16 protein-coding genes are annotated in these 22,290 nt (G+C 69.0%); 9 read left to right on the top strand and 7 right to left on the bottom strand.

What is annotated here, in order from left to right:
* Positions 1-186: 186 nt before the first annotated feature.
* Positions 187-729, top strand: a complete 543-nt coding sequence (locus tag E6C76_RS05590) for a YaeQ family protein (protein ID WP_136347265.1) — start codon at positions 187-189, stop codon at positions 727-729.
* Positions 730-741: 12 nt separating this feature from the next.
* On the opposite strand, the gene E6C76_RS05585 is transcribed toward E6C76_RS05590, so the two are convergent.
* From E6C76_RS05585 to E6C76_RS05575, 3 genes are read right to left on the bottom strand one after another with little or no spacing between them, the layout of a single operon-like run.
* Positions 742-2,016, bottom strand: a complete 1,275-nt coding sequence (locus tag E6C76_RS05585; RefSeq protein WP_136347264.1) for a hypothetical protein — start codon at positions 2,014-2,016, stop codon at positions 742-744.
* Positions 2,013-2,243 carry a DUF2249 domain-containing protein gene (locus tag E6C76_RS05580; RefSeq protein ID WP_136347263.1) on the bottom strand — a complete coding sequence of 77 codons (231 nt, stop codon included), beginning with the start codon at positions 2,241-2,243 and terminating at the stop codon, positions 2,013-2,015. The genes E6C76_RS05585 and E6C76_RS05580 overlap by 4 nt, the downstream gene beginning before the upstream one ends.
* On the bottom strand, positions 2,240-2,707 hold the full coding sequence (locus E6C76_RS05575) for a hemerythrin domain-containing protein (protein ID WP_136347262.1): 468 nt from the start codon (positions 2,705-2,707) through the stop codon (positions 2,240-2,242). Before E6C76_RS05575 ends, E6C76_RS05580 begins: the two co-directional genes overlap by 4 nt.
* 152 nt (positions 2,708-2,859) lie before the next feature.
* On the opposite strand from E6C76_RS05575, the gene E6C76_RS05570 reads away from it, so the two are divergent.
* Complete coding sequence (locus E6C76_RS05570) at positions 2,860-4,059, top strand: MFS transporter (RefSeq protein WP_230976183.1); 1,200 nt, start codon at positions 2,860-2,862, stop codon at positions 4,057-4,059.
* Here E6C76_RS05570 and E6C76_RS05565 read toward each other — a convergent pair.
* Positions 4,056-4,850: a UDP-2,3-diacylglucosamine diphosphatase gene (locus E6C76_RS05565; protein WP_136347260.1), complete on the bottom strand. Its 795-nt coding sequence runs from the start codon at positions 4,848-4,850 to the stop codon at positions 4,056-4,058. The genes E6C76_RS05570 and E6C76_RS05565 overlap by 4 nt on opposite strands.
* Before the next feature lie 464 nt (positions 4,851-5,314).
* Here E6C76_RS05565 and E6C76_RS05560 point away from each other — a divergent pair, with 464 nt between their 5' ends.
* Positions 5,315-8,980, top strand: coding sequence for a DUF748 domain-containing protein (locus E6C76_RS05560; protein ID WP_136347259.1), 3,666 nt, complete (start codon positions 5,315-5,317; stop codon positions 8,978-8,980).
* A gap of 58 nt (positions 8,981-9,038) precedes the next feature.
* Here E6C76_RS05560 and E6C76_RS05555 read toward each other — a convergent pair whose 3' ends face one another.
* A complete protein-coding gene (locus E6C76_RS05555) occupies positions 9,039-10,310 on the bottom strand; it encodes a bifunctional O-acetylhomoserine aminocarboxypropyltransferase/cysteine synthase (protein ID WP_136347258.1) in 1,272 nt (423 codons plus the stop codon).
* A 159-nt stretch (positions 10,311-10,469) separates the two neighbouring features.
* On the opposite strand from E6C76_RS05555, the gene E6C76_RS05550 reads away from it, so the two are divergent.
* The gene (locus E6C76_RS05550) at positions 10,470-10,832 is read left to right on the top strand and encodes a hypothetical protein (RefSeq protein ID WP_136347257.1); all 363 of its coding nucleotides are present in this window, start codon (positions 10,470-10,472) and stop codon (positions 10,830-10,832) included.
* Positions 10,833-10,877: 45 nt separating this feature from the next.
* Here E6C76_RS05550 and E6C76_RS05545 read toward each other — a convergent pair whose 3' ends face one another.
* The gene (locus tag E6C76_RS05545) at positions 10,878-13,448 is read right to left on the bottom strand and encodes a bifunctional diguanylate cyclase/phosphodiesterase (RefSeq protein WP_136347256.1); all 2,571 of its coding nucleotides are present in this window, start codon (positions 13,446-13,448) and stop codon (positions 10,878-10,880) included.
* A 122-nt stretch (positions 13,449-13,570) separates the two neighbouring features.
* The gene (gene pabB / locus E6C76_RS05540) at positions 13,571-15,349 is read right to left on the bottom strand and encodes an aminodeoxychorismate synthase component I (protein WP_136347255.1); all 1,779 of its coding nucleotides are present in this window, start codon (positions 15,347-15,349) and stop codon (positions 13,571-13,573) included.
* 134 nt (positions 15,350-15,483) lie between these two features.
* On the opposite strand from pabB, the gene E6C76_RS05535 reads away from it, so the two are divergent.
* The 5 genes from E6C76_RS05535 (at position 15,484) to E6C76_RS05515 (ending at position 22,280) form a co-directional block, all read left to right on the top strand.
* Positions 15,484-16,632 carry a PQQ-dependent sugar dehydrogenase gene (locus E6C76_RS05535; protein WP_136347254.1) on the top strand — a complete coding sequence of 383 codons (1,149 nt, stop codon included), beginning with the start codon at positions 15,484-15,486 and terminating at the stop codon, positions 16,630-16,632.
* A 176-nt stretch (positions 16,633-16,808) separates the two neighbouring features.
* Positions 16,809-17,669 (top strand): HDOD domain-containing protein, encoded by an 861-nt coding sequence (locus E6C76_RS05530; RefSeq protein WP_136347253.1) that lies wholly within the window; start codon positions 16,809-16,811, stop codon positions 17,667-17,669.
* Positions 17,670-17,701: 32 nt separating this feature from the next.
* Positions 17,702-19,354 carry a DUF342 domain-containing protein gene (locus E6C76_RS05525; RefSeq protein WP_168734252.1) on the top strand — a complete coding sequence of 551 codons (1,653 nt, stop codon included), beginning with the start codon at positions 17,702-17,704 and terminating at the stop codon, positions 19,352-19,354.
* A 49-nt stretch (positions 19,355-19,403) separates the two neighbouring features.
* Positions 19,404-20,165 carry a substrate-binding periplasmic protein gene (locus tag E6C76_RS05520; protein WP_136347251.1) on the top strand — a complete coding sequence of 254 codons (762 nt, stop codon included), beginning with the start codon at positions 19,404-19,406 and terminating at the stop codon, positions 20,163-20,165.
* Between the two features lie 12 nt (positions 20,166-20,177).
* Positions 20,178-22,280, top strand: a complete 2,103-nt coding sequence (locus tag E6C76_RS05515; protein WP_136347250.1) for a putative bifunctional diguanylate cyclase/phosphodiesterase — start codon at positions 20,178-20,180, stop codon at positions 22,278-22,280.
* The last annotated feature ends 10 nt before the right edge of the window (positions 22,281-22,290 follow it).

The raw sequence follows: 22,290 nt of genomic DNA, 5'->3' as shown, positions 1-22,290 counted from the left end.
CCGGGAGAACGGCACCCGGCGCGGCGGGCTCGAAATCGCCGCCGCCCAGGGCCCTCGACGCCGGGAACGGATAGGGGCTGGCGGGTGGAAAAGCTTTCCCCGGGAGTGTCCGGGCAATCCGCTCCTTGGCGGGCACGCCCCTGGCCTGCCAGAATGGCGCCCCCGCAACGCGCCGCCGAGCACCGCATGGCCCTCAAGGCAACCATCTACAAGGCCGAACTGCAGATCGCCGATCTGGATCGCAACCATTACGGCACCTACAACCTGACCCTGGCCCGCCATCCGTCGGAAACCGACGAGCGCATGATGGTGCGCCTGCTGGCCTTCGCGCTGCATGCCGAGGAGGGGCTGGCCTGCGGCAAGGGGCTGTGCGTGGACGACGAGCCGGACCTGTGGCTGCGCGACCTGACCGGCGACATCCTGTGCTGGATCGACGTGGGCCAGCCCGACGAGAAATGGGTGCGCAAGGCCTGCGGGCGGGCGCGCAAGGTGGTGGTGCTGAGCTACGGGCGCGCCGCCGACATCTGGTGGCAGGGCGTGCGCGACAAACTCGCCCGCCAGGAGCGCCTGACGGTGCTCAATATCGCGCCGGAGGCCGCGCCCGCGCTGGCGGCGCTGACCGCGCGCGGCATGCGCCTGCAATTCACCATCCAGGACGGCCAGGTGTGGGTGACCGACGGCGAGCGCAGCGTGCACATCGAGCCGGTGGCGCTGCACGGCGGGGTTTGAGCGGCGGCGCGTTCAGCCGGCTTCCTGGCGGGTCAGCCGCCAGCGCTGCACCGTGCCCAGCAGGTTGGCGGCCAGCCAGCCGAATTCCAGCGCGACCAGCGCGCCGGCCAGGCGCGTGGCGCCGTTCCAGTTCACCACCGCGGCGCCCAGCAGGGCGGCGAGGGTGATGGCGTGCAGGCGCAACTGGCGGCGCATCGGCAGGTCCGGCAGCAGCTTCTTCATGTGCGGCGCCTTGATGCGCGCCTGGGTCAGGTGCAGCCAGGCCAGGAAGGGCACGATCTTGTACAGCATGGCGGTGATCGCGCTGACGAAGCCGCCGTGCAGGATCAGGATGCCGGCGGCCAGGGGCCAGAACGCCTCATCCCGCAGGATGGCGACCAGCGTGCACAGCGCGCCGCCGAGCAGACAGGCCATGGCCAGTTGCATGGTGCGGAAACTGGCGTCCGGGTTGGGGCGCCGGGTGCGGCGCATCAGGTGCAGGGTGGTCAGCGCGAACAGTGCCGTCAGCGCCATCGGGATCATCGAGCCGGCCCAGGCGGGCAGTTCGTTGCCGAGCAGGTCGAAGGCAGTCCACGCGCCCAGCACGGCGAGCACCAGCGGCGCCCAGAAGCGCGTCAGCCAGCGTGGATATTCCGGGGTGATCTGGAACATCGGAATCACCACCCAGCTGGTTGCCGCCAGCAGCGCGCCGCCCCAGCCCAACAAGCCCCATGCCACGTGCAGCGTGATCAGCGGGCCGAAGGCGAAAGGCAGCGCCAGGCCGCGCGACAGCACGAGCACCAGCAGGATGCCGAGCACGGCGGTGGCCGCGAGGCCGATCAGCGCGATGCGCAGGTCGCGCCCGGTGGTCTGGCTGGCCTCGCTGCGCCGCAGCCCGAGGACGGCCGCGCCGAGAAAGAGCAGCAGCCCGCCGCCGAGCAGCCCACCGCCGGCCTGCAGCGCGGCGGGGCTGCCGGCCATGAATCCCCAGGCCAGCGAACAGGCGCCGGTGCTGACCAGTGCGTGTACGCCGATGGCCACCGGACGGACCGCCGGGATGCTGGCGCCGGCCACCACCGGCAGGATCTGCAGCAGCGCGCCGAGCATGGTGAGCAGCATGAAGCCGGCGGTGATCAGGTGGGTGAGCGCGAGCGCCCCGGGCGTCCAGCGCGAATCGAGGGCGTCCGGGTGGAACAGCAGGAAGAGCCCCGCGCCCACGCCGAACAGGGTGGCGGCGAGAAAGAAGGAAAGCGGGATGTGGAACGCCGGGGTGGCTTCGTAGCCGAGTGTGCGCCGGGCGCCGCTCATGCGCCACCAATGAGCACTTCGACGACGCCGTCCTCGCGGACGCGGTACTCGTGGCGCTGGCCGTCGCGTTCGAGGATGCGCAGCAGCGGCCAGGGCACGCGGTCGAGCAGCAGGGTCAGCACTTCGCCATTGGGCAGATCGGCGAGTGCTTCCATGGCCAGTTCGAACGGTTCCGGCGGCTCCAGGCCGCGCGCATCGACCACGCGCTGGCTGGCGGGGGCGTTCATGGCGCCACCTCTGCGGGCTCCCCGGCGGCCAGGCGCTGGCCGAGGGCCAGGGCGAGGTCTTCGCGCTCGCCGTGCAGGCGGCGGTCGCACATCGGGTAGAGGATGCTTTCTTCTTTCATGTTGTGTTGTTGCATCATGATCAACAGGGTTTCCGCCTCGCCGGCATATTCGTCGGCATCGCGCGCCTCCAGCGCATCCTGCAGGCGGCCGAGGGCGGCGCGCAGTTCGCGGTGCTCCTCGCGCATCACCTGGGTGGGGCCGTGGGTCATGCTGGTGGCTTCCTCGAAGCGCGGGAAGAGAATACTTTCCTCCGCGTCGAAATGGGTACAGAGGGCGCGGGCGAAGAGCTCCAGCGCGCCGCGCGCGGCTTCCCATTCGCCGCGTCCGGCATGGCGTTCGGCGCTGGCGAAGGCATCGTCGCATTGCCGATGATCGTGCGTCATCAGATCGGTGAGTGTGCTCATTGTTCTGTATTCCTGTCGGGGATGCCCCATTCTCCGAGTTGATCGGACGGCGGCCTTGATGCGGGTCAAACGGCTTCCGACGATGGAATTGGGGCAGAATGCGCCGTTTGCGAGTCGGGGAGCGCGTCATGCGGCCATCGAGCGGTCCGGGGATGTGGGTGGGAATCTTTCTGCCTTTCGCCCTCGGCTACTACCTGTCCTACCTGCTGCGCACCGTCAATGCGGTGATCTCGCCGGTGCTCACCGGAGAGCTGGGCCTGTCGGCGGCCGACCTGGGGCTGCTCACCAGCACCTATTTCCTGTCCTTCGCGCTGGCGCAGATTCCGGTCGGTATCGCGCTGGACCGCTATGGCCCGCGCCGCGTCGAGGGCGCGCTGCTGATCCTCACCGCGCTGGGCGCGGCGGCGTTCGCGGTGGGCGAATCGATGGGGTCGCTGGGGCTGGCGCGCGCCTTGATCGGGCTGGGCGTGTCGGCCTGCCTGATGGGCGCGCTGAAGGGCTTCGCGATGTGGTATCCGGCCGAGCGGCAGAGTTCGATGACCGGCTTCATCATGGCCGCCGGCGCGCTGGGCGCGCTGACCGCCAGCGCGCCGGTGGAGGCGATGCTGCCGCTGCTGGGCTGGCGCGGGGTGTTCTGGCTGATCGCGGCGGTGGCGGCGGGCATCGCGCTGTGGATCTTCGCGGCCCTGCCCGACGAGACTGCGCAGGGCCCGCGTGACACCCTGGGGCAGGCCCTGCTTTCGGTGGCGCGCATCTACGCGTCGTGGGGCTTCCTGCGCTATGCCGGATCGTCGGCGTTCTTCACCGGCGGCTTCATGGCATTGCAGAGTCTGTGGGCGGTGCCCTGGCTGATGAACGTGAATGGCCTGAGCCTGGCCGACGCGGCCACTCAACTGCTGGTGCTCAATTTCGGCATGCTGGCCGGGCAACTGGCCATCGGCCTGTTCGGCACGCGCCTGGCGCGTTCCGGGGTGCGCCCGGTGAATCTGATGCAGGTCGGCTTCGCCGGCATGCTGGTGGTGCAGCTGGGCATCCTCTCCGGGTATGGGCCGATCGCGCCCCTGTGGTTCCTGCTCGGGGCGCTGTCGGCGGTGAATTCGCAGTCCTACCTGGCCTCGTCCATGCACTTCCCGCGCGAAGTGTTCGCACGCGTCAGCACGGCGATCAACCTGATGGCCTTCATGGGCGCGTTTGCCGTGCAGTGGGGACTGGGCGTGGTGCTGGACCTGCTGGGCGCGGCCGGGCACGACATGGCCGGCGCGCTGGCGATCGCCTTCGCCGGACTGATCGCGCTGCAGGCGCTGAGCTACGTGCCGCTGCTGCCGTTCTTCGAACGTCGCAAGACGCCCTAACCGGGCAGCGGCGCGGCGCTCGCCGCGGCGCCACGCCACTCGATCAGTTCCAGGCGGCCATCGGGGTGTTCGACGATGGCCGTGCAGCTGTCCACCCAGTCGCCGCAATTCACGTAGGCCAGGCCATCCACCTCGCGCATCGCCGCCCAGTGGATGTGGCCGCAGATCACCCCATCCACGCCGCGCTCGCGCGCGCCGTGGATCACCGAGGATTCGAAATCGAAGATGAAGTTCACCGCGCGCTTGACCTTGCGCTTGGCGTAGCCGGCCAGCGACCAGTAGCCGGGCACGCCGAGCCGCCGGCGTACGCGCGACAGCCAGCCGTTGATGCGCACCAGCGCGTTGTAGGCCACGTCGCCGACCAGCGCCACCCAGCGGTGGTAGCGGGTGACCTGATCGTATTCGTCGCCGTGCAGCAGCAGGTAGCGCCGGCCGTCGGCGGTGCGGTGGATGTAGTCGTGTTCGATGCGGATGTCGCCGAAGGTGATGCCGGCATACTCGCGCAGCGCTTCGTCGTGGTTGCCCGGCACGAAGACCACCCGGGTGCCCTTGCGCGCGGCGCGCAGCACCTTCTGCACCACGGTGTTCTGCGCGGCGGTCCAGTGGATGCCGCGCTTCATCGCCCAGAAGTCGACGATGTCGCCGATCAGGAAGAGGTGTTCGGCCTCGTGCTGGCGCAGGAAATCGAGCAGGGCGTCGGCCTGGCAGCCGCGCGTGCCCAGGTGGATGTCGGAGAGGAAAATGGAACGCACCCGGAGGGTGGAAGGGGCGGGAGCAAGGCTGTCATTCATGTCCCGGCAAGGCTAGGCGGGCGCTGTGACACCACGATGACAGGGCCGCCGGCCACGCCGATGCCCCAAACATTTACGAGAATGCACGCCCATCGGCGCCAGACCCTGATAGATTTCGCGCTGCACGTATTGGCGCGCCTTGGCGCGGCCCTATACGTGTAGGGTCTGTTGGCATACGTTTCATGGGTCGCGTTGTGTCCAAACGCGCTCGCTACAAGGCGCGCGACGCCGTCAAGGGTGGTTCCCTTGGCAAGGCGCGCAACGCCGTAGCGGGGGCGTTTGGACGCAACCCGAAGGGCTCGGCCGAGTGGGCCCCCATTGCGGCGTTGCGGCTCCTCGATTGGGAATCACCCAATCCGCGTCGCCGCGCCTTGCACTGGAAGCCCACTCGGCCGAGCGCGACCCATGAAACGTATGCCAACAGACCCTAGAATACCTGCTGAACATTCCTCCTGGAGTCACCGATGCTGTCGCCCGCTGCCCTGGCCGCGCGCCTGAGGCCCTCGCGCAAACTGCTGAACTGGTCCGCCGCACTGGCGGCGACCTACGCCCTGTTCGGTTTTCTCGTCCTGCCAATGCTGGCGAGGCATTACGGCGAGGAGCAGATGCGCGCGCTGAGCGGGCGCGAGGTCACGGTCGATGCCGTGCGCTTCAATCCCTTCACGCTGGCGCTCACCGTCGAGGGCCTGCATGTGCCGGAGGCCACGGACGGGGAGACGGCGTTCGCGCTGGAGCGTCTGTACGCCAACCTGGAAATCGAATCGCTGCTGCGGCGCGGCCCGGTGCTGCACGAACTGCGCGTGGTGGCGCCGCAACTGCGCGTGGTGCGCGAGGAAGGCGGGCGCTACAACTGGAGCGACGTGTTCGACCGCGTGGCCGAACTGTCCGCCGGCAAGGAAGAGGACGAGGAGGAGGGCGGCGAGGCGCGCTTCTCACTGGGCAACATCCAGGTGCAGGGCGGCGGAGTCGTGTTCGACGACCGCGTGGCCGGCGTGCGCCACGATTTTGCCGAGATCAATCTCGGCCTGCCTTTCCTCTCCAACCTGCCGGTGCGCGTCGATACCTTCGTGGAGCCGGTGCTGTCCGCCAAGGTGAATGGCCATCCGCTGGAATTGAAGGGGCGCAGCAAGCCCTTCACCGAACAGCGCGAGACCAGCTTCAACATCGCCCTCGACCAGCTGGAGATCGCTCCGTACCTGGCCTATCTGCCGTTCGAGCCGGCCTTCGCGCTGCGCAGCGGCACGCTCAGCACCGGGGTGGACGTGTCCTTCTCGCAGCCGCCGGGCGTGGTGCCGCGCATCGTCCTCAACGGCGAGGTCAGCCTGGCCGGCGTGCGCGTCGACGATCTGCAGGCCGGCAGCCAGGTGGTGGCCTTCGAGGAATTCGCCGTGGAGATGGCGGATCTGCAGCCCCTGGCCGGCAAGTGGCATTTCACCCGCCTGCGCCTGCACGCGCCCGAGGTCGATCTGGTGCGCCTGCGCGACGGCAGCCTGAACCTTGCCCACCTGCTGCCCGCCACCCAGGAGAAGGCGGCCAACGGCAAGGCGCGCGGCGGCAACGGAAAATCCGCCAACGGCAAGGCGAAGCCGGCCGCGGCGGAAAGCACGCCGGCTTCGACGGCCGACTTCCTGCTATCCACCGCGCGGGTGCGCGACGGCGTGCTGCGCTTCGAGGACCGCAGCACCCCGGCACCGTTCAAGACCGAACTGCAGGCGATCAACCTCGATCTGCGCGATCTGGCCAATGCCGGCGACCTGATCGCCGAGATCCGTGCGGACTTCCATACCGACGCGGAAGAACGCTTCGAATTCCAGCAGCAGTTGCGCATGGCGCCCGTCGAACTGGAAGGCACGGTGAGCGTGGAAGGGTTGCGCCCGGCGCGTTTCGCCCCCTATTACCAGGGCGCGCTGGGCGCCGGCGAACTGCGCGACGGCCGCGTCGATGGCGTGGTGCGCCACCGCCTGCGCATGGCCGGCGAGCAGACCGACGTGGCGGTGACCGTGGAAAACCTCGCCGCCCACGAACTGGCGCTCGGCCTCAAGGGCCGTGCCCAGCCGCTCGCGCAGCTGGCCGAACTGAAGATCGCCGCCGCCGAGGTGCTGCCCGGCGAGCGCAGCGTGAAGGTCGGCGAGGTGGCGGTGGATGGCCTGCGCGTGGCCCTGCAACGCAATGCACAAGGCCGGCTCGATGCGCTGGCCCTGATGCCGCCTTCCAGCGGCGCGCAGGATGCCGGCAAGCCGTGGTCCTTCCTGCTCGAACAGCTGCGCGTGGGCAACAGCGGGGTGCGCCTGGAAGACCGCAGCGCGGGCAGGCTGGTGGTGCTCGACGCCGATCAGATCGCCTTCAGCGCCGAGGGCCTGGGCAACGCGCGCGGCAGCAACGCCAAGGTGGATCTGCGCGCACGCATCAACCAGCGCGGCCGCGTGGGCGTGAATGGCAGCCTGGGACTGGAGCCGCTGCGCGCCGACCTGACGCTGGACCTGCGCAGCGTGGATCTGCTGCCGCTGCAGCCCTATGTGCTGGAACAGACCAACATCGCCATCTCGCGCGGCAACCTGACCACGGCGGGCCGCCTGTCCCTGGAACAGGCGCGCGACGGCGCCTGGAAGGGGCGCTTCCGGGGCGACCTGGGCGTGGCCAACTTCGCCTCGGTGGACCGCGCCAATGCCACCGATTTCGTGCGCTGGCGCACGCTGCGGGTGGCCGGCGCCAACGTCGCGCTGGAGCCCCTGTCGGTGGCGGTGCGCGAGATCGCGCTGACCGATTTCCAAACCCGCTTGATCCTCGACGAGAATGGCCGCCTGAATCTGCGCGACCTCGGCGCGCAGGGCGAGGGCGACGAAGCGCGGGACGAAGAGATCGTCGCCGTCGAGGAAGGCACGCTGCGGCAGGCCCCCACGCCGGTTGCCGAGGTCGAGGTGTCGCCTCCTGCGCCGCTGCCGCCGATCTCCATCGGCCGCGTGCTGCTCAAGCAGGGCAACATCGAGTTCAGCGACCGCTTCATCCGGCCGAACTACGACGCCAACCTGACCGGCATGGAAGGCGAACTGCGCGGCCTGTCGTCCGATCCCTCCACGGTGGCCACGCTGGAACTGGCCGGCACGGTGGACAACAGCGCGCCGGTGAACATCAGCGGCGAACTGAACCCGTTCCGCCAGGACCGCCATCTGGACATCGCCGCCTCGGTGAAGGATTTCGAACTGACCGGCGTGTCGGCCTATTCCGGCAAGTACGTGGGCTACGGCATCGAGAAGGGCAAGCTGTCGGCGGAACTGAGCTACAAGATCGAGGACCGCCGCCTGAGCGCCACCAACCGCATCTTCCTCGATCAGCTCACCTTCGGGCCGCGCACCGACAGCCCGGATGCCATCAAGGCGCCGGTGCAACTGGCGGTGGCGCTGTTGCAGAACCGCCGGGGCGAGATCGACATCCACCTGCCGGTCAGCGGCACGCTGGACGATCCGCAGTTCAGCATCGGCGGGCTGGTGTTCCGCGCCATCATGAACCTGCTCGGCCGCGCCATCACCGCGCCGTTCGCGCTGCTCGGCTCGGCCTTCGGCGGTGGCGGCGAGGAGCTCTCCAATCTGCCGTACGCGGCCGGCCGCGCCACGCTCGACGAGGCCGCCGTGGAACGCGCCAAGGCGCTCGCGGAAGCGCTGGCCGATCGTCCTTCGCTGCGTCTGGAGATCATCGGCGTGGCCGATCCGGACAGCGATCCGGACGGCCTGCGGCGCGAGAAGATGCTGCGCCAGGTGAAGGCGGTGAAGCTCAAGGAAAGCATCCGGCGCAACGAGGAAGCGCCGTCGCTCGACGACATCGACGTGGGTGCCGACGAGTATCCCGAACTGCTGCGCCGGGTGTATCGGGATGGCGATTTCCCCAAGGAGCGCAACCTGATCGGCATGGTGCGCGACGTGCCGGTGGAGCAGATGGAAGAAGCCATCCTGACCCACATGGAAATCAGCGCCGACGAACTGAACACCCTTGCCCAGCAGCGCGCCCAGGCGGCGCGCACCTGGCTGGTGGAGCAGGGCGGGGTGGCGGCGGAGCGCGTGTTCGTGCTCGCGCCCCGGGTCGGACCCAAGGAAGGCGACGACTGCACGGGCTGCGCGCGTTTCTCGCTGCGCTGAGCCGATTTCAGCGCAGCGCGGCCACCGCGTCCCGGACGCCGGTGGCCGCGGATGCGGATCAGGCGGCGGCCAGCGCCTGTTCCAGATCGGCGAGCAGATCGTCGATGTGCTCGATGCCGATCGACAGGCGCACCATGTCCGGCGACACCCCCGCCTTGGCGAGTTCTTCCGGCGAAAGCTGGCGGTGGGTGGTGCTGGCCGGATGGCAGGCGAGCGACTTGGCGTCGCCGATGTTCACCAGGCGGGTGACCAGCTTCAGGGCGTCCTGGAAGCGCGCGCCGGCCTCGGCGCCGCCACGGATGCCGAAGGACAGGATGCCCGAGGCGCGCCCGCCCATGTACTTGTCCGCCAGCGCGCGGTCGGGGTGGTCGGCCAGCCCGGCGTAATTCACCCATTCCACCTTGGCGTGCCCGCGCAGGTACTCGGCCACCTTCAGCGTGTTGTCGCAGATGCGTTCCATGCGCAGCGCCACGGTCTCGATGCCCTGCAGGATCAGGAAGGCGTTGAACGGCGACAGCGCCGCGCCGGTGTTGCGCAGCGGCACCACGCGCGCGCGGGCGATGTAGGCCGCCGCACCGAGCGCCTCGGTATACACCACGCCGTGGTAGGACACGTCCGGTTCGTTGAGGCGGCGGAAGCGCGCCTTGTGCTCGGCCCACGGGAACTTGCCGGCATCCACGATGATGCCGCCGATGGAGTTGCCGTGGCCGCCCAGGTACTTGGTCAGCGCATGCACGACGATGTCGGCGCCGTGCTCGAAGGGACGGCACAGGATCGGCGTGGGCACGGTGTTGTCGACGATCAGCGGCACGCCGGCGGCGTGGGCCACCTGGGCGAGGCGCTCCAGGTCGGTGAGGTTGCCCAGCGGGTTGCCCACCGATTCGCAGAACACCGCCTTGGTGCGCTCGTCGATCAGCGCGGCGAAGGCGTCCGGATCGCGGTGGTCGGCGAAGCGCACCTCGATGCCCAGTTGCGGGAAGGTGTGGGCAAACAGGTTGTAGGTGCCGCCGTACAGCGTGGAGGTGGACACGATGTTGTCGCCCGCCTCGGCGATGGTCTGGATGGCGTAGGTGATCGCCGCCATGCCGGAGGCCACCGCCAGCGCGCCCACGCCGCCTTCCATCGCCGCGATGCGCTGTTCCAGCACTGCGGTGGTCGGATTCATGATGCGCGTGTAGATGTTGCCCTGCACCTTCAGGTCGAACAGGTCCGCGCCGTGCTGGGTGTCGTCGAACGCGTACGAGGTGGTCTGATAGATCGGCACCGCCACGGCCTTGGTGGTCGGGTCGGGCTGATAGCCGCCGTGTACGGCGAGCGTTTCGAGTTTCATCTGTCTTCCTCCGGTTGGTATGGCGGCGCGGAGTATAACTGCGTCGCAGGCATGCATGAGGAACTTGCCAATGTGCCGACAGTATTCATAATGAAAGATGCAGCACCAAAAACATGAGCCCCCGGCGCAGTCCGGGCGGTATCACGAGAGGAGAGAGACATGGAATCCGTTCACCCCGCAGTCAAGGTGGCGACCTGGCTGGAACTGGCGGTGGCGCCGGAATGGCGCCGCCAGAATTGCAAGGTGCGCGTGCATGCGCTGAGCGACAGGGCAGGCGGCTGCTACGCGATTTCCATGGACGAGCGCTGGCTGTGCACCGGCGACGGGCGGCTCACCGTGTTCAAGGGTCTGGATGCCGCCCTGCGTTTCCTGAAGGTGGTGCACGTCGAGGATTTCGAGGCCGTGGATGTGCCCGCGCAGCCCATGGAATGCATGGGGCAGAGCTTCTGCCTGTGCGTGGGGCGCGACGATCACCTCGGCCCGTGCCCGGCCAACTGCGTGCTGCAGCGGCTGGATGCCTGAAATCCACCAGCGCAGCGCGCCCGCTCCCGGCCGGCGCGCTGCGTTTCAGCTTGTGCGCACCGCGTCGGAGATCGCCACGGCGCGTTCGGGACGGCCGATGTAGTAACCCTGGGCGAAGTCGATGTTCAGTTCGCGCAGGACTTCGAGCACCTCGGCAGATTCGACGAATTCCGCCACCACCCTGATGTTGAGCGCCTTCGCCAGCGAGGTGATGCTCTGCACGAACACGCGGTCGCGCTCGCTGTGGAGCATGTTGGCGATGAAGTCGCCCTCGATCTTCAGGAAATCGAAGGGGAAGCGACGCAGGTAGTGGAAGGACGAGAAGCCGGAGCCGAAATCGTCGATGGCCAGGCCGAAGCCTTCGGACTTCAGATCGGTGATGAAGCGTTCCAGCAGCGACAGGTTCTTCACCGTGTCGCGCTCGGTGATCTCGAAGACGATGCGTTCCGGCGAGATGCCCGATTCCTTCACCACGGTGCGCAGGGTGCGGGCGAATTCGGCCAGCACCAGGGCGCGCGGCGACAGGTTGAAGAAGATGTAGCCGTCGAAGTCGGTGTCCTTGATCTTGGCCAGCGCGGCTTCGATGACGATGGTGTCGAGGCGGTGGATGATGCCGATCTTCTCGGCGATCTCGATGAACTGGTCGGCGCGCATCAGTTCGCCATTGACCTCCAGGCGCGAGAGCACCTCGACCGCCGCCAGGCGGTTGCCATCCAGCCCGAGGATGGGCTGGAAATAGGGAATGACGCGGCGTTCGTTGACCGCCGCGAGCACTGCCACGCCCATCTCGGAGACGTCGCGGAACACCGCCATGACGTCCTCGGTGGACGGCAGCGAGACGCGCTCCTTACCTTCCGCCTTGGCGCGGTACATCATGTTGTCGGCGAACAGGAACAGATCCTTGGCGTCCGCCGCGTGGTCCGGATACACCGCCAGGCCGATGGACACCGAACCGCGGATCTGCTCGCCGCCCGGCGTGGCGTCCAGGGCCACCGACTTGGCCGCCGCCAGCACGCGCTGGGCGATGGCGTAGCCCTGTTCCATGTCGGTTTCCGGCAGCACGATGACGAATTCGTCACCGCCGTAGCGCGCTAGGATGTCTCCGCCGCGCAGGGAGTTATCCACCGCCTCGGCGAAGCGCTGCAGGAAGCGGTCGCCGGTGGCGTGGCCGTAGTGGTCGTTGATCAGCTTGAAGTTGTCCAGGTCGAGCAGCAGCAGCGTGCATTTGGCCTCGTGGCGGTTGCTGCGGCCGATCTCGTAGCCCAGCAGTTCCCAGAACACGCGCTGGTTGTACAGGTCGGTGAGCGGGTCGCGGGTGGCGTAGTACTCCAGGTCGCGCGTGTATTTGTGGATGGCCTTGATGGAGCCGACCACGTTGAGCAGCGTGGACAGGATGCTGTCGAGCACCAGGCTGTGGGTGTGGTCGGCGAGCGCGTCGGACTGCACGCCGATGCCGACGATGCTGCCGATGCGCGGGCGGTCCACGAAGAAGGACTTGATGCGCAGCACCATGGCGTCCTGCTCGTCGGGGCTGAGCACGCGGGTGCTTTCCGGCGCATGGTGGTGGATGTTGAGGGTGGCCGGCTCGCCGAAGCGTTCGTCGGCGTGCAGCGCCTCGCGGATGGATTGTTCGATCTGCCTGCGCGCGGTGTCGTCCGGGCGCACGTACCAGAAGATCTCGATGTCGAACAGTTCGTCGTCGATCTGGAACACCGAGAACAGCACGTGCGCCTCGATGACGGTGTTGATGTCCTCCAGCAGGCGGCCCACGTAGACCCGCCAGTCGCGGATGACCTCGGAGGTGATGACGAATTTCTCCAGCAGGCCGATCTCGAACAGCAGGATGTCCTTGTCCACCGCGATCGAGCGCAGCTTGGTGGCCAGCGCGACGATGGAACCGTGCATGTGGTGGAATTCGGCGAAGGTGTGGTGGTCGTTGTTGACCGACAGCTGGCGCAGGTCGCTGAAGCTGTTGATCGAATCCAGGCTGCGCTCCACCTCGTCCACGCTGCGCTCGATGCGCCGGCTCACCCACCATACCGCGCCGATGGCCACCAGCATGCCGAGCAGCAGGCTGGGCAGGGCGCTCAGGTAGAAGCCGGAGCGCACGTTCCACAGCACCTGCTCGAAGGGCTGGCGGACCTCGATGGCGCCCAGCACCTCGCCGACCTGCGCGTTGTCGTGGCAGGCCAGACAGCGGGTTTCCGCCTTCAGCGGGAAGGTGCGGCGGAACACGCCGAGCTCGGCGGATTCGGCTTCCTCGCCGGTGTCCAGGGTGTGGCGGGCGAGGCGGCCGGGGTCGGGCTGGTCGATCTCGCCGTAGCGTTCGACCACCGCGGGCGCGCGGAAGATCATCACCTTCAGGCGGCCGCTCTCGCCGTCTGCAGCATTGCGGTGGATGCCGGCCAGGAAGCGCTCGGCTTCCTCGCGCGTCCACCCCCGGCTCATGATCTCGTACATCGCCGAGAAGGTCAGCGCAGCGACGTCGTCGGCTTGGTTACGCGCGTGTTCGCTGAAGGCCTCGTCGAAGCCGCGACTGATCGCCCACCAGCTGCCGCCGAGGAAGACGATGCCCACGGCGACCGAGGTGGCAAGGATGAAGCTGCGGATTTTCATGCGACGAGTGTCCGGCCCGATGGAAAAACGGGCAAAAACATATCACTTGTGGGGGTTTCACGCCACGCGTGAAATCAAGGGGAGGGTACGCCCTAAAACAGGGCGTTCGTGACTCGGTCGGATCAGGATTCTTCGAGCACCGCGGGAAGCAGGCCGCGCAAGGCATTGCCGACCCACAAACGGCTGGCGCGCCTCAGATCGGCGCGGGTCAGCACGCGTTCGCGGGCACGGCCGCCGGCCAGCATGTACCGGCGCCATACGCTGTCCAGCAGCCCGCAGGACAGCGGCGGGGTGTACAGCAGGCCATCGCCGAACTCGACGAACACGCAGCTGCGTGCGCCTTCGGTGAGTTCGCCGCGTTCGTTGAAGTAGAGCAGGTCGAAACAGCCGGTGGCGGCGGCCTGCGCCAGCTCGCGGTCGTACGGTTCGCGCGCGGTGGTCTTGTGGCGCAGCAGCACGTCGGCGGAATCGATGGTGCTGGGGGAGCACTGCAGGCGGGCGACTTCGGGCGGTTCGTCCAGCGCGGTGCAGCGCAGCTCGATCCGGCCGTCGTGGGTCAGCTCCAGGCGTACGCGGTGGAGGCCGCGCAGCCCTTCGGCGGCATTCAGCAGGGCGGCGCGCGCGGCGGCCCTGGAGCAGGAAAAACCGAGTGCTGCGGCGGAGCGCTCCAGCCGGTCCAGATGCATTTCGAGCAGTGGATAGGGCGCCGCGGCCTGGGGTTCGCAGCGCAGGGTCTCGATCAGCGCGTAACCGGGCGGCTGGCGATGGACGAAGCGCCCCTTGAGCAGGCATTCGCGCCATTCGTCGGCCGGGTCGGAATCGGCCACGATGCCGCTGCCCAGGCCCATGCGGGCGTTGCCGCCGGCCTCGATCTCCAGCGTGCGGATGGCCACGTTGAGGCGCAGGTCGCCATCCGGCGCCAGCCAGCCGATGGCGCCGCAATAGGCGCCGCGCGCTTCGGCTTCCAGCGTGTGGATGATCTCCATGGCACGGATGCGCGGCGCGCCGGTGATCGAGCCGCAGGGGAACAGCGCGCGCAGGATCTCGCCCAGCCCGGCATGCACCGGCGCGGCAGACACGGTGGACACCATCTGCCAGACGCTCGGGTAGGCCTCGATGTCGCACAGCGCCTCCACCCGCACGCCACCGGGCGGCGCCAGACGGCCGAGATCGTTGCGGATCAGGTCGACGATCATCACGTTCTCGGCACGGTTCTTTTCCGAGGCGGCCAGCGTGGCGGGATCCGCGCTGCACGGCGCGGTGCCCTTCATCGGCCGGCAGCGCAGGCGCTCGCCGCGCCGTTCGAGGAACAGCTCGGGCGAGCGCGACAGCAGGTGGCGTGTGCCATCGGCGATGAAGGCGCCGTAACGCACCGGCTGGGCGCGGCGCAGGCGGTCGTACAGTGCCAGCGGCGCGCCGTAGGCCTGGCCGCGCAGGGCGAAGGTGTAGTTGACCTGGTAGCAGTCGCCGGCGCGGATCCACTCCTGGATGCGCCGCACGTCGGCCAGGTAGCGGGTCTCGTCGATGTTCGGCGCCAGATCGGCCAGGCCGGCGATGCGTTGGCGCGCAGGCAGCGCGGCGAGCGATTCCGCCAGCTTCCGCCCGGTCTGCGCGGCGTTCAGGCGCTCGCTGCGGGCGAATACCCAGGCGGTCAGCAGCGCTTCCTGGCGGTTGGGCGGCAGCAGCGGCGCCAGGCGGGGCTCCAGCGCGTAGCCGAGTTCGTAGCGCGCCAGCAGCGCGACCCAGTGTCCCTGCGCGCGCGCCGCGTCGATGGCCGCCAGCGTCGCGGGCAATTCCCCGGCATGCCGGCACGACAAGGTACGTACCAGACCGCCGAGCAGCAGATCGCCGGCATCGTCCTGGTTGTCGTCGAACAGCGCAAAGGGAGCTTGGGGCAGCATCGGCGGAGTCGCTAAAGAGGGGCGATGGTAGCGGAAAGCGCCGCGCCCCGCGCCGTTGCGCATGCGAGCGCTGAACTTCGCCGCCCGGGCCGTGGTCATTCCGGTTGATCGCCATTGCATCCATGAGGTTCATCATGTCCACTGCGCGCCGTTTGCGTACCGCGCTCGTCCTCGTCTGCGGGCTCGCGTTCGCCGCCGGCGCCGCCGCCCAGCGCGCCGTCTCCACCGTGCACAGCCAGGCCGGGCCGCTGCGCGTGGTCGAGGTCGCCAAGGGGCTGGAATTCCCCTGGTCGCTGGCCTTCCTGCCTGATGGACGCATGCTGGTCACCGAACGCCCGGGCCGCATGCGCGTGGTCGCGCCCGACGGCACCCTGTCCGCAGCGCTGGCCGGCGTGCCGGATGTGCATGCGCGCGCCCAGGGCGGCCTGCTCGACGTGGTGCTGAGTCCGGACTTCGCGGAAAGCCGGCTGATCTATTTTTCCTATGCCGAACCGACCACGCGCGGTGCGCGCACGGCGGTCGCGCGCGCGGTGCTCGATGCGCAGGGCGGCAAGTTGGAGGAAGTGAAGCGGATCTTCGCCCAGCGCGACAATCCCTCCGGCGGGCATCACTGGGGTTCGCGCCTGGTGTTCGCGCGCGACGGCAGCCTGTTCGTCACCCTGGGCGACCGTTTCAACCACCGCGAGCGCGCGCAGGATCTGGACAGCCATCTCGGCAAGGTGGTGCGCATCGCCGCCGACGGCGCCGTGCCGGCAGACAATCCCTTCGTCGGGCGCGCTGGCGCGCTGGCGGAAATCTGGTCCTACGGCCACCGCAACGTGCAGGGCGCGGCGCTGCATCCGGAAACCGGGGTGCTGTGGACGCACGAGCATGGCCCGCAGGGCGGCGACGAGGTCAATGTCACCCGCGCCGGGCGCAACTACGGCTGGCCGGTGATCACCTACGGGCGTGAATACGTCACCGGCCTGCGCATCGGCGAAGGCAGCGAGCGCGCCGACGTGGAAGCGCCGCTGCTGCAATGGACGCCTTCGATCGCGCCGTCGGGAATGGCCTTCTACACCGCCGACGCGCTGCCGGCCTGGCGCGGCAGCCTGTTCGTCGGCGCGCTGCGCGGCAGCATGCTGGTGCGCCTGAGCCTGGACGGCGAGAAGGTGGTGGGCGAGGAGCGTCTGCTCGGCGAACTGGGCCACCGCATCCGCGACGTGCGCCAGGGGCCGGACGGCTTCCTGTACCTGCTCGATGAGACCGACGGACGCATCCTGCGGCTGGAGCCGGGCAACTGAGCAGGTGGGGCGCTGTTTCGTGGCTCCTGGATTCGTTTGATGCCATACGGGTCTGGTCCGTCGTGGACGGCTTCAGCCCACTCCAATTCGTCATTTCGCACAGGGCGCGCTACACTCGGCCGTAAGACATAGAAGACCCCGCAAGGGCATATGTTCCAACGGTGCGAGGAGACGTCATGGATGAGTTCGACGAGCAGGCGAAGGCCTTTGCCGGCCGCATCGCTGCGGAACTGGATGCGGGTCGCCTGAACTTTCCGGTGTCGATGGAGGTATCGCTGCGCGTCAAGCGCCTGGCCGACGATCCCGACACCACGCTTGAGCAGATCGCCGCCGTGCTGCGCGCCGATCCGGTGCTTGCCGCGAAGACCCTGAAGATGGCCAATACCGTGGCGCTCAATCCGTACCGCGCACGGGTTGATGACGTGCGCGACGCGGTGGGCCGCATCGGCCTGTCGGCGCTGCGTGCGCTGGCGCTGGCGGTGGCCTCGGAACAGCTTGCCGGGGACCATCGCTCGCCCAACATGCGCACCGTGGCCCATGGGCTGTGGCGGCGTTCCGTGGATGTCGCGGCGTGGTGCTTCGCGCTCGCGCGCGAAACCCGCGCGGCCAACCCGGAGGCCGCGCTGCTGGCCGGCATGATGGTGCATGTCGGCCCCCTGTTCCTGATCGCGCGCGCGTCCGACTACCCGGCCATGGAAAGCCAGATCGACCGCTTTGCCGCCTTCGTCGATGCCTACCAGTACAAGGTGGGCGTGGCCGTGCTGGAAGTCTTCGACGTGCCGGAATCGATTCTCGACAGCGTGGATGGCGCGCCGGCCTATGATGGAGAATGGCCGCCGCGCGATCTTCGCCAGGTGGTCCGCCTGGCCGAACTGGTGTCCGAACTGCCCAATCCCGTCGACGGCCTGTTGGGCCGGGTGGTACCGCGCGGACCGGCCGCTGCCGCCGGGCTGGGGCTGGAGACGGCGGCGGTGCTGCAACTGTTGGAGGCCTCGCATGCGGAGCGCGAGGAAATCCTCGCCGCCGTACGAGGTTAGCGATGGAGCCGGATGAACAGATGGAACCGTGCATGGAAGCGGAAATCGACCCTGCCGAGGCGGTCGGCAAGGGGCTGGGGCTGACGTTCTCGCTCGACGAGGAGAGCGGGGTGCTGTTCGCCCGCGTCGAACCCGACCCGGCTGCCATGCCGATCGACGAGTCCTGGCTGAACGCGCGTCTGGCGGAGGACGGCCATGCGCGCCTGCGCTACGTGCCGATGGCGCTGACCAGCCTGCTGGCGATCTACAACAGTGGGCAGGCGGTCGAAGCGCTGAAGATCGCCGAGCGGGTCGATGCCAGCCTGTCGATCATCCTTTCGCCGGATGCCCTGCAGGCCATGCTGACCATCGTGCCCGCGCAGGGCGGCCGCCCGGTGACCAAGGCGGACGTGCTTGCCCAACTGACGGAAAAGGGCGTCACCGAGGGCATCCTGCTCGACGACATCAACCGCGCCATCGCCGCGGGCCAGGCCCAGGGCGTGGTGATCGCGCGCGGACGGGCTCCGGTACCCGGCGAGAACGGACGGCTGGAGAGCCTGGTGGCCCAGGTGCGCTCGCGCGTGCCCCGCCTGACCGAGACCGGCCAGGTCGACTTCCGTGATCTCGGCGACATCGTCACCGTGCGCGCCGACCAGCCGCTGATGGTGCGCAGGCCCGCCGGGCGCGGCGTGGCGGGCGTCGACGTGCTGGGCAGGGAACTGCCGGCGCCGGACGGGCAGGAGGTTGCCTTCGCACCGGCGCTGAAGGGCGCGCGCACCGATCCGCAGAACCCCGACCAGTTGCTCGCCGAAATCGCCGGACAGCCGGTGGAAGTGGCCGGCGGCATGACCGTCGAGCCGGTGTACGTCATTCCGGCGGTGAACATGGCCAGCGGCAACGTCAATTTCGACGGCAGCGTGGTGGTGCGCGGCGACGTGGCCGCCGGCATGCGCATCCGCGCCACCGGCGACATCGAGATCGGCGGCACGGCCGATCCCTGCCACCTGGAGGCCGGCGGCAACGTGGTCATCAAGGGCGGCGCGCTCGGCGGTCTGGGGCGCACCGAACTGGCCGACTGCACCATCCGCTGCGCCGGCTCGTTTACCTCTGGCTATGCCCAGCAGGCGCGCGTGGAAGCGGGTGACAGCATCTTCATCGACGACATGGCCATGCAGTGCGACCTGTCGGCGGCCAACCACATCCGCGTGGGCAACCGGCGGCGCGGGCACATCATCGGCGGGCGGGTGCTGGCCGCGCTGTCGATCACCGGCAAGGTGATCGGTTCGCCCAACCGCATCGCCACCCATGTGGAAGTCGGCGTCACGCCGGCGACCAGCCGCCGCATCCTCGAACTGGCGCGCGAACGCGACGCGCGCGAAAAACAGTTGCTGGACATCAGCAAGTACCTGATCTTCGCCGACCGCAATCCCACCAAGGTGGACCCGAACACGGTCGAGCGCGCCTGCGCCACGGCCAGCCGCCTGTCCGCCGAAGTGGAAACCCTGCGCGACGAGGAAAACGCCTTGAATCACCTGATGGAGCTGTCCGGCCAGGCGACGGTGTGTGCCGAAAACGTGCTGCACGAAGGCGTGGTGGTGCAACTGGGCGCCAACCGCTTCCGGCCGCGCGGCGAAATGGGGCCGTGCGTGATCGGCATGCTGGACGGCACACTGGGGCCGCTGCCGGAGCCGGCTCCGGGCGCTTGAACAAAAGCCGTGGCGCGCCGCATGGGAGGCGGTGCGCGAGGGAGGGAGGATGCTGCGCAGATGGATGGGGGCGCTGGCGCTGAGTGGCGCGCTGGCGGTACAGGCGTTCGCCGGAGACGAACTGCGCGTGGTGCTCACGCCGCGCTCGGTGCCGTTCTCGCTGCTCACCGAAAGCGGGGAGATGGTCGGTTTCAACGTGGATATGGCACGCGCGGTATGCGCCGAGATCGGGCGCACCTGCAAGCTGGAGGTGCTGCCGTTCCCGGAAATCGTGCCGGCCGTCGCGGCGGGGCGCTACGACCTCGGCGTGGCGAACTTCCTGCGCACACCGGAGCGCGAGCGCCAGGTGGCCTTCACCGTGCCGTACTGGCGCTCCACCTCGGTGTTCGTCGGCCGGCAGGGCATCCGGGTGGAGCCGCTGGCATCCTTGCTGGCGGACACCACCGTGTGCGCCATCGACGGCTCCGCGCAATGGAGCTATCTGCTCGCACGGGCCGGCGCTTCTGCCGAAACGGTGCGCGCGCTGCCGTCCAACCAGGATGTGCTGGACGGCCTGGGCAGCGGCGCATGCCCGGCCGCCCTGCTGCCGACCATGCAGGTGCTGCCCTTCATGCAGGGCGAGCGCGGGCACGGCCTGGCCTTTCTGGGGGCGCCGCTGGGCGAGGCCGGGCTGGGCGGGCCGGTGCATATGATCGTGCGCCCGGACGCGCCGGAGCTGCGTGCCGCGGTGGATCGCGCGCTGCGCCGGCTGATCGCCAACGGCGAGCACGAGCGCGCCGCACGCCACTACTTCCCGTTCAGCATCCTGTGATCCGCCGCCGCCATGGGTGACGAAACGGTACCCCGACCAGGCTACCGGATCTCGTTGCGCCGGCTGTCGTTCTGGCTGGCGCTGGGCTGCGTGCTGGCGCTGCTGCTCGGCGTGGCGGTGGTCGCCACGGTGACGCATTCCGCGCTGCGCCTGGCCGAACGGGGCGGGGCCGATACCAGCGCGCAGCGCATGGAAGGGCTGCGCGCGGTGGGCAACCTGGAGCGCATGATCGCCCTGGGCGATCAGTTCCAGGCCGAAGCCGTTTCCGGACGCTGGCGCGACATCGGCCTCACCATGCAGGCGCTGGCGCTGCATCCTTCGGTCGGCGCACTCGGCGCGGGCAACGGCGACGGCGTGGATGGCTTCGAGGTGGCCAGTCATCTGCTGCGCCTGCGCGAGCAGGAGGGCAGCGGCCCACCAGAGGCGCGCGCCGCCCTGGCGGCGCGCCGCGAGGCGTACTGGCTGCAATCGCGCGTGGTGATGCAGGCAGTGGCGGACGACGTGGCGGCCGGCATGGTGCGCGAAGTGGCCACCGCCGCCGAGGAGATCTCGCGCGGGGCGCGCATGGTGCTCGCGGCCACGCTGGCCGGCGCACTGGCCGCCGCTGCGCTGGGCGCCATCCTGCTGGTGGCGATGCGCTGCCATCTGTTCACGCCACTGCTGCGCATCGCCGACGCGCTGGCGGGCTGGCGGCGCGGCGAGGATCTGGCCGGGCGCCTGCCCGAGGTGCACAGCGAGGAAATGGGCGAGATGGTGGAGGCCGTCAGCCGCCTGGCCAAGGCCCAGCACGCGCTGGAGCGTGCCACGCTGTACGACCCGCTGACCGGCCTGTCCAACCGTTACGGACTGGAAGCGCGTCTGGCGCAGGCCATCGGCCATGCCCGGCGGCAGGGCGGGCGGATGGCGCTGATGTTCATCGATCTGGACCGTTTCAAGACGGTCAATGACAGCTTCGGCCATGCCAGCGGGGACGAATTGCTGCGCATCGTCGCCGACCGCTTTTCCGGCTGCCTGAGCGAGGGCGACTTGGTCGCCCGCCTGGGGGGCGACGAATTCGTCGTGGTGCTCGGCGAGCTGGCCCACGTGCAGGATGCCGCCCAGGTCGCGCAGAAGCTGCTCGATTGCGCGTGCCGGCCGGCGCGCGTACAGGGGTTCGAGCTGCGCCTGTCGGCGTCCATCGGCATCTGCCTGTTCCCCGACGACGGCCAGGACGCCGGCGCGCTGATGCGCCATGCGGACATCGCCATGTATCAGGCCAAGGCGCAGGGCAGGGCGGGCTTCCGCTTCTTCGAAGCGGTGATGAACGAGGCGGTGGCGCGCCGCCTGCAGATCGAAACCGAACTGCGCCAGGCGCTCGACCGCCACGAGTTCCGCCTGCACTTCCAGCCACAGATGGACCCGGCCGGGCAGCGCATCGTCGCCGCCGAGGCGCTGATCCGCTGGCAGCGCGAGAGTGGCGAGCTGGTTTCGCCGGCAGCCTTCATTCCCGTGGCCGAGGAAAGCGGACTGGTGGCCGACATCGGCCTGTGGGTGCTGCAATCGGCCTGCGAGCAGTTGGCCGAATGGCGGAGCGCCGGACTGGAGCCCGTGCGGCTGGCGATCAATCTGTCCGCGCGCCAGCTGCGCGACCCGGAGCTTCCGGTGCTGGTGGAGCGGGTGCTGTCGCGCCAGCGCATCGATCCGGCGCTGCTCGAACTGGAGGTCACCGAAAGCGTGGCCATGCAGCGGCCGGAAACCACCATTGCCAACCTGCGGGCCCTGAAGGCCCTAGGCGTGTCGCTGGCGATCGACGATTTCGGCACCGGCTATTCGTCGCTGGCCTATCTGAAACTGTTCCCGCTCGACCGCTTGAAGCTGGACCAGACCTTCGTGCGTGATATCGAGCACGATCCCAACGATGCGAGCATCTGCGCGGCCACCGTCGGGCTGGCGCACAGCCTGCGCCTGGAACTGGTCGCCGAGGGCGTGGAAACCCGCGCGCAGCACGCCTTCCTGCGTGATCTGGGCTGCGATCTGCTGCAGGGCTATCTGTTTCACCGGCCGATGCCGGCGGGGGCCTTCGCGGTGCTGCTGGAACACCAGCAGGCGGGCGGCCCGCCTGCGCGGGGCGTTTGACGCGGCTGCC

Origin of the sequence: Pseudothauera nasutitermitis, assembly GCF_004801295.1 — a bacterium.
GTDB lineage: Bacteria > Pseudomonadota > Gammaproteobacteria > Burkholderiales > Rhodocyclaceae > Pseudothauera > Pseudothauera nasutitermitis.
This window is presented reverse-complemented; position numbering and strand designations above follow the sequence as displayed.